Raw genomic sequence first — 13,642 nt, forward strand, 5'->3', positions numbered from 1 at the left:
CCCGCCAGACCGCCCGGGCCGGGGGGCGGGTGATCGTGAACGGGGGGAACTGCGACCCGCTGGTCGGCGGCGGCGCCTCCGCGGGCGACGTGAACTGGGTGCACTACCTGCACGCCGCCGCCCCGCCGCCGCGGCCGGCGACCGGCCGGGCCGGCCTGCGGTCGCGCCTCACGGCGGCGGCCGACCGCCGGGCCGAACGGCGGGCGCTGCGGGCCGCGGGGCTGATCGTCGCGGACTCCGACCGCCTCGCCCGGCAGATCACGGAGGAACTGGGCGTTCCGGCGGAGCGGGTGCACCGGATCTACTACGGCGTGGACCCCGCCGCGTTCCGCCCCCCGACCGCCGCCGAACGCGCCGCCGCCCGGGCCGCCTTCGGCGTGCCGAACGAGGGGAACGCCGCGGATCGCCCCGTCGTCGCCTTCGTCGGCGGGTTGGGGGCGGACCGCCGCAAGGGATTCGACGTGCTGTACGACGCCTGGCGGGCGCTGCTCCGCACGGACGATTGGCCGCGGGACGCTCGGCTGCTGGTCGCCGGGGCGGGCTCGGAGTTGCCCGGCCTGCGGGCGGCGGCGGAGCGGGACGGGCTGGCCGGGTCGGTCCAGTTCCTCGGTCAGACCGACCGCGTGCCGGAGTTATTGGCGGCGGCCGACCTGCTGGTCGCCCCGACGTTCTACGAACCCTATGGCCAAGGGGTGCACGAGGCGCTGTGCCGCGGCGTCCCGGCGCTGGTCACGGAGACCGCCGGCGTCGCCGAACGCCTCCCCGCGGACCTGGCCGACCTGCTCCTGCCCGCCCCGCCGAACGCGGCCACCCTTGCGGAGCGGTTGCGGGCGTGGCGTGCGAACCGGGCGGCGCTGGCGGCGCGGACGCGGGCGTTCTCGGAGGAGCTGCGGTCCCGCGACTGGGAGGCGATGGCCGCGGAGTTCGTCGCCCTTCTCCGCCGCTGTCCGCCGGCTCGACCGCTCTCCGGGGGGCGGCGTGGCTGAGCGAACCGAATCGGCCCCGCTGCGGCTGGCGCTCGTGTTTCCGGAACCGCCCCTGCCGTTCGGCGGGGCGGCGGCCCGGTGGTACGACATCCTGCTGCGCGGGCTCGTCGCGCGGGGCCACCGCGTGACCGCCTTCGCCGTCGCCGGGGAGCGGGAGCGCGACGCCGTCCGGGACCTGTTCCCGCCGGGCGACTTCGACCTCCGCCTGTTCCCCCCCGGCCGCGGCGGGGGCCTGCGGGGGCGGTGGGCGACGCTGCGGCGGCCCTCGTCCCGCCTGTTCGGCCCGGAGCTGCGGGCGGCTCTCGGCGAAGAGCTGGCGCGGGGCTACGACGTGCTCCACCTGGAGCAGCACTGGAGCGCCTGGCTGACGCGGGCGGGGCTGGGCCGACCGGAGACCACGATCTGCAACGTGCATTACCTGCACCGACTGGACGGAACCGGGCCGCCGGCGACCGGGCCGGCCGGGTGGAAGGGGGCCGTGCTGCACCGGGCGTTCGAGCGGGGGGAGCGGCGGGCGCTGCGGGCCGGGCGGTGCTTCGCGGCGCTGACCGAGCCCCTCGCCGCCGAGGTGCGGGCGGCGAACCCCCGCGCGGAGGTCTGGACCGTGCCGATGACGATCGACCCGGCCCGCTACGCCTTCCGCCTGCCGGAGCCGGACGACCCGCCCACGCTGGGGCTGATCGGGAACTACGGCTGGGCGCCGACGGTCTCCGCGGCGGAGCGGCTGGCCCGGCTGTGGCCGGCGATTCGGGAGCGGGCGCCGGGGGCCCGGCTGCGGTTCGTGGGTCGCTCCGCGGCGGGGGCGCTATCCGGCCTGAACGGGGCCCCGGGGGTGGAGATCGTCGGCGACGTGCCGGAGATCGCCCCGTACTTCCACTCCACCGCGGTGCACTGCTATGCCCCGCGGGAGGGGTCGGGGATGAAGGTGAAGGTGCTGGAGAGCTTCGCGTTCGGCACGCCGACGGTGACGAACCGGCACGGCGTGGAGGGCCTGCCGGCGTCGCTGGCGGACTGCACGGCGTTGGCGGAGACGGACGCGGAGCTGGTGGCTCAGACCGCCCGCCTGCTCAACGACCCCGCGGAGCGCCGCCGCCTCGCCGTCGCCGCCCGGCGGGCGCTGGAAACCGACCTCGCCGTCCCCCCGCTGCTGGACCGCTGGGAGGCGATCCACCGCACGATCGCAGACCGCCGCCCGGCTGCCGGCGGCGGCGGTCCGGCCGGGGGGCGGTGATGCGCGTCGCCTTCGACGGCCGCTCGCTGGCGTCCCCGGCGCTGCGGGGCTGGGACCGCTACACGGTGGGGCTCACGCGGGCGCTGACGGCCCGCGGCGTGGAGGCGACGTTCCTCTGCCGCGTCGGGGCGCCCGCCCGGGCGGAGCACCTCGCCGGGATCGACTGCGAGGTGCGGGAGGTCCCGGCCCGGTACGGCGTCCTCTGGGAGCAGGTCGCCGTGCCGGCGCTGCTCCGGCGGGAGCGGTTCGACCTTCACCACGCCCCCAACGAACACGGCGTGCCGATCGTCGCCCCCTGCCCGCAGGTCCTCACGCACCACAGCGTCACCGGGCCCAGCTACCGGGCGCTGGTTCGGTCCGGGGCGCTGCCGGGCCCGACGGAGCGGTACGTGCCCGTCCCGGGCGGACGCCTGAAACGCGGGCGGGACCGCGCCTATCTCGGCGCCCAGGTCCGGGCCGCCGCCCACATCTTCGCCCCGTCGGAGTTCGCCCGGGGGGAGCTGATCGGATTGCTGAAGGTCCCGGCCCGGAAGGTGACCGTCACGCCCCTCGCCCCGGACGACCTGTTCCGCGGCCCGCCGACCCCCGCGGCGGAGCGGGCGGCGATTCTCGACCGGCTCGGCGTGCGGCCGCCGTTTCTGCTGTTCGTCGGCGGGTACGAACCGCACAAGAACGTCCCGGGCCTGCTGCGGACCTTCCAACACGTCCGGCGGACGCGGCCCGACCTGCGGTTGGTTCTGGTCGGCAGTCAACCCGCCCCGGCGGCGGTGCGGGAGTCGGCGGCGGAACTGGGCGTGGCGGACGCCGCCGCGTTCCTGCACGGGCTGACCCGGGAGCTGCCCGCCCTGTACGACGCGGCGGAGCTGCTGGTGTCGCTGTCCTGGCGGGAGACGTTCTGCCTGCCGGCCGCCGAGGCGATGTGCCGGGGGACCCCGGCGGTCGCCAGCGCCTGGGGCGCCACGCCGGAGGTGATCGGGGCGGGCGGGGCGACGGTCGATCCGCGGGACGAAGCCGGGGCCGCGGCGCGGATCTGCGACCTGCTCGCCGGCGACCGGGCCCCGCTCCGCCGGGCGGCCCGCGCCCGGGCCGCCGAGCTGACCTGGGAGGCGGCGGCGGACCGGACGTTGCAAGTCTACCGCCGGTTGGTTGGATAGCCGCCCCGCCGGTCTGCGCCGTCCCCGCCCGCCTTCCCGAACCTCCCGCTCTTTTCCCGCCGCCCGACTTGATGGCAAAACGCGTCGACCTGCGGCGGTTTCGCGCCGAACCGCTGTACTTCCTGCACCTCCACAAGACGGGCGGGCAGTCGATGATTCCGGTGCTGGACCGCTGCTTCCGCCGCACGGGGCTGGAGCGGTTCGTTCGCCGCACGCGGATCTGCCCGGCGATGGATTTCAGCGGGCTGGCGGCGCTGCCCGACGAGCGGCTGGACTCCTACAGCCTGTACCGCGGCCACTTCGGCTTCCACCTGCCGGCGTTTCTCAGCCGCACGCCGGTCGTGATCACGATGCTGCGGGACCCCGTGGCGCGGGTCATCTCCCACTACCACCACCTCCGGCGGGCCCCGGACCGGCCGCTGCACGGCTTGGTCGCGGGGGGGATGACGCTGGAGGAGTTCTGCCGGCACGAGGTCACCCGGCGGGCGTCGTCGAACCTGCAGGCTCGAAACCTGGGCGGGAAGACGCCGGAGCGGCGGCTGACCTCCGCCGACGCCCGCTGCGACCCCGTGGAGGGCCCGGACGGCTTCGGGGCCGGGGAGGACGAGGCGACCCTGCGGGAGCGGGCGATCCGACGGTTGGACGAGTGCGCCGCGGTCGGCCTGACGGAGCAGTTCGACCGCTCCGTGGCCCTGTTCGCGGACGTGCTGGGATTGCCGCTGCGGTCCGAGACGAAGCGGCGGAACGTCGGGGGGCACGGGCAACGGCCGGACGAACTGGACGACCGCACCCGGGCGGCGATCGAGGACGCGAACCGGCTCGACCTGGAGCTGTTCGCCCTCGCCCGGGCCCGTTTCGAACGCGACGCCTCCTGAGCCGGCTCCCGCCGTCGGCCCCCCTGTCTGAGTCTGATGTCCCGGACCCGTCGCTCCGCCGCCAATTTCGCCGCGTCGGCGGGGCTGTCGGCCCTCACGTTGATTGGGGGGCTGATCGCCTCGCCGCTGCTGGCCGGCTGGCTGGGGGACGAGGCGTTCGGGGCCTGGCGGGCGCTGTCCGAGGCGGCGATGTGGCTGACCCTGCTGGAGTTCGGGCTGCTCGGGGCGATGCAGCCGGTGTTCGCCCGGGCGCTGGCGGGGGGGAAGGTCGGCGAACTGCACGCCGCCGTGCGGGCCGCCGGCCGCGGGTACGGCCGGGCGACCCTGCTGAAGTTCGTCGTCCTCGCCGCCGCGATCCCCGTCGTCGGCTGGCTGATCCCCGTCGGGGCGGACGACCTGCCGGACCTGCGGCTCGCGACCCTCACCCTGCTGGCCGGCGTCCCCGTGGCCGCGCTGGGGTACGCCCGGGTGGTGATCGAGTGCCGGCAGCAGTCCTACCTCGTCACGGCCCTGCTGACCGCGCAGTACCTCGTGACGCTCGCCGCCGCGCTGCTGCTGGCGCGGGACGGCTGGGGGGTGACCGGGCAGGCGGCGGCGGCGACGCTCGGGGCGGTCGCGCTGAACGGCGGCATCGCCCTGATCGAACTCCGCCGGGGCACGCCGTTGCTCGCCGGACTGCGGCCGCGGTTCCGACGGCGGCCGCGGGACGGGCGCGCCCCCGGACCGGAGGGGGCCGAGTCGGAGGCGACCGGAGCGGAGGAGTTAGAGGACCAATTCGCCGCGGAGCTGCGCAAATTCAACGGGCCGGTGTTCCTGCGGCAGTTGGGCGGGCGGGCGGCGGTTTGGTCGGACTCGCTGATCGTCGCCTTCCTGCTGGACCCGGCGGCGGTGACCGGATTTTATTTCACCCGGCGGGCCTGCGATTTAGTGGGGACCCAGGTGGGGATGATCAGTTCCGCGACGTGGGCCGGGCTGGGGGAGCTTTATCACGGCGGGGACCGGGCCGCGTACCGGGAGCGGGTCGCGGAGGTGACGAAGCTGGCGGCGCTCGTCGCCGCGGCCGGGCTGTTGCCGGCGGTGTTGTTAAATCAGTCGTTCGTCACCCTGTGGGCCGGCGAGGAGCGGTACGCCGGCCCGCTGGTGACGGCGGCGTCGGCCGCCGTCGCCTTCCTGTTGCCGATCACGTTTATCTGGGATTGGGCCCTGCACGCCGCCGGCCACGTGCGGGCGCTGGTCCCGATGAGTCTGGCCGCCGCGGCGCTCAATATCGCGTTCAGCTTCGGACTGACCCCGCACCTGGGCGTCGCCGGGCCGCTGCTGGGGACGGCGATCAGCTACGCGGCGACGGCGGCGTGGTACGAGCCGCTGTTAATGCGGCGAAAACTCGGCTTTCGGGCGCGGGATCTCTACGCCGCGGCGCTCCGCCCGCTGGCGCCCGCCGTCGCGGCGGGGCTGATCGCCTGGCCGGCGCTGCCGGCGGGGGGGGCGTCGACCTGGCCGGAACTCTTCGTCTACGCCGGGGCGATCGGCGGCTCGTACGTTGTGCTGGCGTGGTTCGCCGCGTTGACCGCCGCAGAACGCCGCCGCTGGGGACGGCTGCTCTCCCGGCGGGTCCGGCCGCAACGGGGAGACCGCCGATGACTCCCCCCCGGTACGTCGTCTTCAGCGGCAGCCTCGGCAAGGGCAATGCGGGCGACGAAGAACTGCTCGCCGCGTTCCTCCGTCGGCACGGCCGGGCGTACGGCGGCGCCGCGGCGCTGGTCGGGGGCGATCGACCGCGGGCGGCCCACCCGCCCCCGGCGGTGGCGGACTGGCCGTTGCCGTTGATGGCGGTCGGCCGCCGACGCTGGCGCGGCGCCCTCGCCCGGCGTCGGACGCGGCGGGAACTGGTGCGGGCGGCACAGGGGGCGCTGTTGGATTACGTGCTGCTGGGCGGGCTCTTCGGCGTGGAGGCGCACGTCCGCTCCCGGCTGCGGGAGATCGAATGGGCCGCCGGCTTCGCGGAGCGGGTGCGATTTTATTTCGGCGACGCCTATCTCGACCCCGCCGCCGGGGCGCCGGCCCCCTCCCTGGCCGCGGTCGCCCGGACGTTGGACCGCATCAGCGCCTGGATCGCCGTGCGCTCGCCGGCGGGGGCCGAGCTGTTGCGGTCCGTCGGCCTTCGCGGCCCGGTGCACGTGGGCGTCGATCCGGTGTTGCACGACCGTCTGCGGGACGGCCTCCCGCCGCGTCGGCCGGGTTCGTCCTTTGATTTATGCGTGATGAACGTCTGCCGGAACGAAGCGGACCGCTGGCGCCCGATCTGGCTGGGGAGCGCCGCGGCGGCGGCGAGGGCGGGGGCGGCGGTGCGGTGGGTTCCCACCAGCGTGCCGAACGACGCGTCGCTCAGCGAGGACCTCATGGCCGCGCTGGCGCGGGAGGTTCCGGGGGCGCGGCAGGAACTGTGGACCGCCGCGGACGCCGCCGCCGGATTCGCCGACGCCGACGCGGCGGTGACGACCCGGTTGCACGGCACGATCTTCTCCGTGACGGCGGGGACGCCGACGCTGGTGTGCGGCTACGGCGCAAAGCTGGAGCGTCTGTGCGACGATCTGGGCCTGCGGGACTGGCTGGTCACGCCCGCCCACCGCGATCGGCCGGACGCCGTCGAGGCCGCCGTCGCCCGGTTCCGTCGCCTGCGGGAGCCGGGGGCCTGGGCGTGGGACGCCGACCGTCTCGGCGCCCGCCTCGCCCAGCACGACGCGGCGTTGGCGGCGCTGGACCGCGAACTCTCCGACCGTTCCTGACGCGTTCCTGAACCGTTCATGACCGCTCCCCGCCCGACGGTCTCCGTGCTGATCCCCAGTTTCCGTCGGCCGGAGACGTTGCGGCGGTGTCTGGACGCGCTGACGCGGCAGACGGTCGCCCCGGACGAGGTTCTGGTCGTCTGGCAGGGGGACGACGCCGCCACCCGCGACGCCGCCGAGAACTTCTCCGACGCCCTGCCGGTGCGGGCTCTGCACCGGCCCGAGCCGGGCATCGTGCCGGCGGAGAACGCGGCGCTGGCCGCCGCGACCGGGGAGGTGATCGCGCTGATCGACGACGACGCCCTCGCCCCGCCGGACTGGCTCGCCAAGCACCTCGCCTTCTACGCCGACCCGTCGGTCGGCGCCGTGGGCGGGCCGGCGGTGAACCACGCGGACGGAACCACGCTGCCGACCCGCGCCGTGGAGCCGGTCGGCCGGCTGACCGCCGCGGGGCGGCTGCACGGGAACATGTACGACCATCCCGCGACTTGGCGGGAGCGGCCGCCGACGGACGTCGACCACCTCGTCGGCTACAACATGAGCCTCCGCCGGGCCGCGTTCGACCGGTTCGAGGAGCGCCTCCGGCCGTATTGGCAGCTGTTCGAACTGGACGCCTGCCTGCAGGTCGCGGCGAACGGGTACCGGGTCGTCTTCGACTACTCGAACGTGGTGGATCACCACCCGACGAACACGGCGTACGTCGGCGGGCGGGGGGGCGATCTGACGGTGAAGGTCTACAACGGGGCGTACAACCGGGCGTTCGTGCTGTCGAAGCACACCCGCGGCTGGCGGCGGGGCGTGCGGCGGGCGTGGACGGGGCTGGTCGGGTCCACCGCCGCCCCGGGGGCGCTGGCGGCCCTGCGATGTGCGGCCCGGGACTTGGCGCCACGGCGGGAATGGCGGATTCTCCGTCACACGTGGCGGGCCGCCGCCGAGGGCTGGGCCGCCGGTCGAGCGGCCGGCTCGTTCGATTCCCCCGCCTCGCCCCGAACCGTCCGCCCGCCGTCGTGACCGCCGAGCCAGACGCGATCCGGGCCCCCGCCGCCGGGACGCCCGCCGCCGCCCCGGAGTACCGCCCCCAGCCGACCTGCTGGGTCTGCGACGGCGCCGAGTGGACCATGCTGCCGCACGCGGAGCGGTTCGATATGACCTGGCAGGAGCACCCGACGCTCCAGCCGTTCCACGGCGAGACGTTCCGCCTGCAACGCTGCGGCGCCTGCGGGTTCGTCCAGCCGGACCGCCTGCCGGCCCCGGAAGACTATTTCGACGCCCTGTACTCCAAGAACCGCGGCGACGACTGGCGGCGGGAGCTGGACGCCGCGACGTTTCGGGACGGGGTGTACCGGGACGTCCTCGCCCGGCTGGAGCGGAAGACCGGCGGCCGGCGGGGCAAATTGTTGGACGTGGGGTGCGGCGTCGGTACGTTCCTGAAGCGCGCCAGGGACGCGGGCTGGGAAGTCGAGGGGGCGGAGATGAACCCGCACGACCGCGCGTTCGCCGCCCGGTCGGTCGGCGTGGCGGTGCACGGGGGGACCCTCGCCGAACTCGCCGCGGAGGGCCGCCGCTACGACGCCGTCACGCTCAACGACGTGCTGGAGCACATCCCCCGGCCCCGCGGCGTGATCGAGGAGGCCCTCGGCGTGCTGGAGCCCGGCGGGTGGCTGGCGGTGAAGTCGCCGCACGGGGCGGCGCAGCTGCTCAAGGAACGGGCCAAGGCGCTGGCGAAGCCCGGCGCCGAGCCGGAGATCGCGTCCAACCTGACGCACGTCAATCACTTCGGCGCCAGGTCGTTGAGGCTCCTGTTGGAGCGGTGCGGCTACGACCGCGTCGAGGTGGGCGTCGGCGCCCCGGAGATCGCCGGCCGGGCGCCCCTCCGCCGGGCCGCCAGCCGGGTCGTCCGCCGCGCGGTGTTTCGCACGGCCCGCACGCTGCCGGGCGGCGTCCGCACGCCGCTGGCGATGAACCTGCAAGCCTTCGCCCGCAAACCGGTTTGAACTCCCCCCGCCCCCTGCGCGTGCTGACGGTCGGGCACTCCTACGTGCTCGCGGCGAATCGGGCGATCGTCCGGCAGGTCGCCCGCGATCCGCGGTTCGAGGTCACGGTCGGGGCTCCCGCCGTTTATCACGGGGACTTCCGCCAGGAAGTCTGCGAACCGGAGACCGCCGACTCCCCCCTGCGGATCGAACCGATCCCCGCCCGGTGGACGCGGCGGGTGCACGTCTTCCGCTACTCCGGCCGCGTCCTGCGCCGCCTCGTGCGGCGGGACCGGTTCGACGCGATCCTCGGCTGGGAGGAGCCGTACGTCTTCGCCGGCGCCCAACTCGCCCGGGCCGCCGCCGCCGCCGGGACGCCGTTCGGGTTCTGCACCTTCCAGAACCTCCCCAAGCGGTACCCGCCGCCGTTCTCCGGATTGGAACGGGCGACGTTGAAGCGGGCGCGGCGGTGGGTCGCGCTGGCGGGCGGCGTGTTCGAGAACCTGACCGCCCGCGGCTATCCGGCCGAGACCGGCCGGGTCGTCACCCTCGCCGTGGAGACCGACCGGTTCCGGCCGCTCCCCCCCGAGGAGAAGCGGGCCGTGCGGGAGGAACTCGGCCTGCCGGAGCCGCTGATCGTCCAACTGGGCCGGGTCCACGAAGACAAGGGCGTCCGCGTGCTGCTCGCCGCGTTGGAGGGGCTCGGGGAGCGACCGTGGGGGCTGCTGATGTTGGGCAACGGGCCACTGGACGGGGAAGTCCTCCGCTGGGCGGCGGACCGCGGCCGTGCCGACCGCGTGCGGGTCGGCGCCGTGCGGCACGACGAGGTGCCCCGCTTCTTGGCCGCCGGCGACCTGCTGGTCGCCCCCAGCCAGACGACGCCGCACTGGAAGGAGCAGTTCGGCCGGATGCTGATCGAGGCGTTCGCCTGCGGGGTGCCGGTGATCGGAAGCGACAGCGGGGAGATCCCCCGGGTGGTCGGCGACGCCGGGCGGATCGTGCCGGAGGCGGACGTTCCCGCCTGGACCCAGGCGATCGGCGAACTGCTGGACGATTCCGCCGCCCGGGCCGACCTCGCCGAGCGGGGTTTGCGGCGCTGCGAGCGGTTCTCCGTCGTCGAGGTGGCGGAGCGGTGGAAGGACGTCTTCCGGGACCTCGCCGCCGCCGGAACCGCCGGAACCGCCGGTCCGGACGGGGCCGCCGGAACCGACGGGGCCGCCGGATGAGCGGCGACCCGCTCCGCCTGGCGCTGATCGACGACTTCCCCGAGGAGGGCTGGCGGAGCATGGACCTGTGCGCCGAACGCCTCGCCGCGGCGTGGCCCGCCGACGGGGGGAACGCCGGCGACGGAAACGCCGGCGGCCGCGTCGTCGCCGAGCGGGTCGCCCCGCCCTTCCGCCGCCCCTTCGGCCGGCTCGCCCCGCTGGCGCCGGGCCGTCGGGCCAGACGGACGCTAGCGAACGCGGACCGCCTGTGGAATCGCGTCCGCACCTATCCGGCTCGGCTCGCCCGGATCGCGGACCGATTCGACCTGTTTCACGTCGTGGATCACTCCTACGCCCACCTCGTCCTCTCCCTGCCGGCGGAGCGGACCGGGGTCTTCTGCCACGACCTGGACGCCTTCCGCTGCCTGCTCGACCCGGCCGCGGAGCCCCGCCCCCGCTGGTTCCGGGCCCACGCCCGGCGGCTGGCGGAGGGGCTGGAGCGGGCCGCGGCGGTGTTCGTCAGCACCGCGGAGGTGCGGCGGCAACTGCTCGCCTCCGGCCTCGTGCCCGCCGACCGCATCCTCCGCACGCCCTACGGCGTCTCCGCGGAGTTCGCCCGCGGCCCGGCCGGGGACGCCGCGGCGGCGGAGGTCGCGGCGCTGGACCTGCCGCCCGGACCGTTCCTGTTGCACGTCGGCTCCTGCATCCCGCGGAAGCGGATCGACGTGTTGTTGGAGGTCTTCGCCGCCGTGCGGGCCGAGCGACCGGACCTGACGCTCGTGCAGGTCGGCGGCGCCTGGACGGACTCTCAGCGGGAGACGTTGGGGCGTCTGAACCTCGCTGGAAGCGTCCGCCAACTCACCGGGTTGAGTCGATCGGCGTTGGCGGAACTCTACCGGCGGAGTCGGGCGGCGTTGCAGCCGAGCGAAGCCGAGGGGTTCGGTCTGCCGGTGATCGAGGCGCTGGCCTGCGGGGCGAAGGTGGTCGCCAGCGACCTGCCGGTGTTGCGGGAGGTGGGCGGTCCGGTCGCAACGTTCGCCCCCGTCGGGGACGTGCCGGCGTGGCGGGGGGCGACGCTGGCGGCGTTGGACGCCCCGGCGCCCGACCCGGCCGCCGCCGAGGCCCACCTCCGCCAGTTCACCTGGGAGGAGCACGCCCGCCGCATTGGCGCCGCGTACGAACGGCTGGCCGCGGGCGAACCGATCGCCGACCTCGCCGCGGAGGACGCGTTGTGACCGGGGACCGCGCGGCCGACAGGCCCGACGCCGGGTCGGCGCCCGGTCTCCGTCTGCTGTTCCTCAGCCCGGTCGGGACGATCGGCGGGGCGGAGCGGGTGTTGCTCGACGTGCTGACGGGGGTGCGGACCGCGCTGCCGGAGGCGTCGCTCGCCCTGCTGTGCGGCGGGGAGGGACCGCTGATCGCCGCGGCGCGGGACCTCGGCGTGAGTGCCCGGGCGGTCGTCCTGCCGACGGCCGCGGCCCGGCTGGGCGACAGCCCGGACGCCCGCGGCGGTTCGGTTAGCGGCCGCGGCGCCCGCCTCGCCCGGTTCGCGGCGGCGGGGCCGGCCGTGGCGCGGGCGGCGCTCCGCTGGCGGGCGGCGGTCCGGGCGGAGCGGCCGGACCTGATTCACTCCAACGGCCTCAAGACGCACCTGCTGACCGCCGCGGCGCTGGCGGGGCGGCCCGCGGCCCGACGGCCGGCGGTCGTGTGGGCCGTGCACGACTTCTACTCCGAGCGTCCGCTGGCCCGCCGGGCGCTGCGGCGGGCGGGGCGCCGCGTCGCCGCGCTGGCCTGCGTCTCCGCGGCGGTGGGGCGGGACGTGAACAGCGTCCTCCCGCACGCCCTCACCGAGGTGATCCCGAACGGCGTCGACCTGACCCGCTTCGCCCCCGGTCCCGGCGCCGGTTCCCCCGGGGGGGCCGAGGACGGAGCCGCGTTGGACGCCGCCGCCGGTCTGCCGCCGGCGCCGGCCGGCACGCTGCGCGTCGGGCTGGCGGCGACCTACGCCCGCTGGAAGGGTCAGGACGTGTTCCTGGAGGCCGCCGCCCGACTGCGGGCCCGGCGGCCGGAGCTGGCGCTCCGCTGGTACGTCGTCGGCGGACCGATCTACGCGACCGCGGCCCAGTGGGAGCGGGGCGAGCTGGAGGCCCTCGCCGCCCGGGCGGGCGTCGCGGACGCCGTCGGCTTCGTGCCCTTTCAATCCGACATGCCCGCGGTCTATCGGGGGCTGGACGTGGCGGTGCACGCCAGCGTGCGGCGGGAGCCGTTCGGGCTGACGATCGCGGAGGCGATGGCCTGCGGTCGCCCCGTGGTCGTCGCCGCGGCCGGCGGGGCGGCGGAGTTGTTCGCCGACGGCGTCGACGCCCTCGGCCATCCGCCCGGCGACGCCGCGGCGCTGGCCGCGGCGGTCGAACGCCTCGCCGACGACCCCGCCCTGCGGCAGCGCCTGGGCGCCGCCGCCCGCCGCACGGCCGAAACCCGGTTCGACGGCGCCCGGCTGGGACGGCAATATGGCCGGCTGTACCGCGCGGTGGCGGCCCGCGGAGGCTCCTTCTCCCCCCCGGCCCAACGCCGATCATGACTGCCGGCTCGTTCGTCAAAACAGCGCTGCGCCGGTTGGCTCCGTCGTTGGCGGAGCGGATTCGGTCCTGGCGAATCCGGCGGTATTCCGAAGGGGCCTTCGGGGCGCTGCGGGCCGACGTGCGGCGCGAAGCCTTCGCGGATTCCGCGCCGCGGGTGCTGGGCGGGCCGTTCGCCGGGCTGCTCTACCTCGACGAGCCCGTGTGGGGTTCGATCGCTCCCAAGTGGGTCGGCAGCTACGAGGAAGAGCTGCACGGGATCGTCGTCGACGAAATCCTCCGCACGGAGTCCCGGACGGTCGTGGACGTCGGCGCCGCGGAGGGGTACTACGCCGTCGGGATCGCCTGGAAACGCCCGGACGTGACGGTTCACGCCTTCGATATCGACCCTCTCGCGCGGGATCAGCAGAAGCGACTCGCGCGTCTCAACGGCGTGAGCAACCTCCATGTGCACGCGGAGTGCGCTCCGGAGGAGCTGGAGCGCCTTCTAAAAGACGGCGGCGTGGTGATTTGCGACGTCGAGGGGTTCGAATACGCGCTGCTCGACCCGGTTCGGATCCCGTCGTTACGCGTTTGCGACGTGTTGACGGAGTTGCACCCGGCGGGCGAGCGTTCCGCGGACGAGGTCCGCGACGCGCTCCGCGAGCGGTTCGAGGCGACCCACCGCATCACCACGCTCGACGCGACGCCCCGGGAACCGGAGCGGTATCGGGAGTGCGTCGGACCGACGTTTCCCCAATCCCTGCTGACCGAGGCCGTGGGGGAGCATCGTCCGGCCTCTCAGCAGTGGCTCTGGATGGAGGCGCAGGCCCGCCCGGCGGGCGTTGCGCCTCCGGCGGAGGCCGCGGCCTCC

Annotated in this window: 11 protein-coding genes and 1 pseudogene; all 12 read left to right on the top strand. The window is 75.5% G+C overall.

All coding sequences use genetic code 11. The features are described from left to right. On the top strand, positions 1-986 hold a 986-nt coding region (locus ACG2DA_RS17225), incomplete at its 5' end, for a glycosyltransferase (protein WP_395257061.1). Then, positions 979-2,217: a glycosyltransferase family 4 protein gene (locus ACG2DA_RS17230; RefSeq protein ID WP_395257063.1), complete on the top strand. Its 1,239-nt coding sequence runs from the start codon at positions 979-981 to the stop codon at positions 2,215-2,217. The genes ACG2DA_RS17225 and ACG2DA_RS17230, both read left to right, overlap by 8 nt. Continuing rightward, positions 2,217-3,371, top strand: coding sequence for a glycosyltransferase family 4 protein (locus ACG2DA_RS17235; protein ID WP_395257065.1), 1,155 nt, complete (start codon positions 2,217-2,219; stop codon positions 3,369-3,371). Before ACG2DA_RS17230 ends, ACG2DA_RS17235 begins: the two co-directional genes overlap by 1 nt. 71 nt (positions 3,372-3,442) lie before the next feature. Further along, complete coding sequence (locus ACG2DA_RS17240) at positions 3,443-4,246, top strand: hypothetical protein (RefSeq protein ID WP_395257067.1); 804 nt, start codon at positions 3,443-3,445, stop codon at positions 4,244-4,246. A 36-nt stretch (positions 4,247-4,282) separates the two neighbouring features. Further along, positions 4,283-5,887: a polysaccharide biosynthesis C-terminal domain-containing protein gene (locus ACG2DA_RS17245; RefSeq protein ID WP_395257069.1), complete on the top strand. Its 1,605-nt coding sequence runs from the start codon at positions 4,283-4,285 to the stop codon at positions 5,885-5,887. Continuing rightward, positions 5,884-7,032 carry a polysaccharide pyruvyl transferase family protein gene (locus ACG2DA_RS17250; protein WP_395257071.1) on the top strand — a complete coding sequence of 383 codons (1,149 nt, stop codon included), beginning with the start codon at positions 5,884-5,886 and terminating at the stop codon, positions 7,030-7,032. The genes ACG2DA_RS17245 and ACG2DA_RS17250 overlap by 4 nt, the downstream gene beginning before the upstream one ends. Positions 7,033-7,050: 18 nt before the next feature. Further along, positions 7,051-8,043 (top strand): glycosyltransferase family 2 protein, encoded by a 993-nt coding sequence (locus tag ACG2DA_RS17255; protein WP_395257073.1) that lies wholly within the window; start codon positions 7,051-7,053, stop codon positions 8,041-8,043. Next, the gene (locus ACG2DA_RS17260) at positions 8,040-9,026 is read left to right on the top strand and encodes a class I SAM-dependent methyltransferase (protein WP_395257075.1); all 987 of its coding nucleotides are present in this window, start codon (positions 8,040-8,042) and stop codon (positions 9,024-9,026) included. The genes ACG2DA_RS17255 and ACG2DA_RS17260 overlap by 4 nt, the downstream gene beginning before the upstream one ends. After that, positions 9,023-10,231 carry a glycosyltransferase gene (locus tag ACG2DA_RS17265; RefSeq protein ID WP_395257077.1) on the top strand — a complete coding sequence of 403 codons (1,209 nt, stop codon included), beginning with the start codon at positions 9,023-9,025 and terminating at the stop codon, positions 10,229-10,231. Before ACG2DA_RS17260 ends, ACG2DA_RS17265 begins: the two co-directional genes overlap by 4 nt. Then, positions 10,228-11,445, top strand: a complete 1,218-nt coding sequence (locus ACG2DA_RS17270) for a glycosyltransferase (RefSeq protein WP_395257079.1) — start codon at positions 10,228-10,230, stop codon at positions 11,443-11,445. Before ACG2DA_RS17265 ends, ACG2DA_RS17270 begins: the two co-directional genes overlap by 4 nt. Beyond that, on the top strand, positions 11,442-12,791 hold the full coding sequence (locus ACG2DA_RS17275) for a glycosyltransferase family 4 protein (RefSeq protein WP_395257081.1): 1,350 nt from the start codon (positions 11,442-11,444) through the stop codon (positions 12,789-12,791). The genes ACG2DA_RS17270 and ACG2DA_RS17275 overlap by 4 nt, the downstream gene beginning before the upstream one ends. Continuing rightward, positions 12,788-13,642: pseudogene (locus ACG2DA_RS17280) on the top strand (hypothetical protein); the annotation flags it as partial. The gene ACG2DA_RS17275 and the pseudogene ACG2DA_RS17280, both read left to right, overlap by 4 nt.

Source organism: Alienimonas sp. DA493, assembly GCF_043951915.1.
Classification (GTDB): domain Bacteria; phylum Planctomycetota; class Planctomycetia; order Planctomycetales; family Planctomycetaceae; genus Alienimonas.

What these genes read in the sequence shown, in the direction of transcription:
- ACG2DA_RS17235 (WP_395257065.1), top strand. Translation starts at nt 2,217, where the DNA reads ATGCGCGTCGCCTTCGACGGCCGCTCGCTGGCGTCCCCGGCGCTGCGG.
- ACG2DA_RS17255 (WP_395257073.1), top strand. Translation starts at nt 7,051, where the DNA reads ATGACCGCTCCCCGCCCGACGGTCTCCGTGCTGATCCCCAGTTTCCGT.
- ACG2DA_RS17240 (WP_395257067.1), top strand. Translation starts at nt 3,443, where the DNA reads ATGGCAAAACGCGTCGACCTGCGGCGGTTTCGCGCCGAACCGCTGTAC.
- ACG2DA_RS17270 (WP_395257079.1), top strand. Translation starts at nt 10,228, where the DNA reads ATGAGCGGCGACCCGCTCCGCCTGGCGCTGATCGACGACTTCCCCGAG.
- ACG2DA_RS17245 (WP_395257069.1), top strand. Translation starts at nt 4,283, where the DNA reads ATGTCCCGGACCCGTCGCTCCGCCGCCAATTTCGCCGCGTCGGCGGGG.
- ACG2DA_RS17250 (WP_395257071.1), top strand. Translation starts at nt 5,884, where the DNA reads ATGACTCCCCCCCGGTACGTCGTCTTCAGCGGCAGCCTCGGCAAGGGC.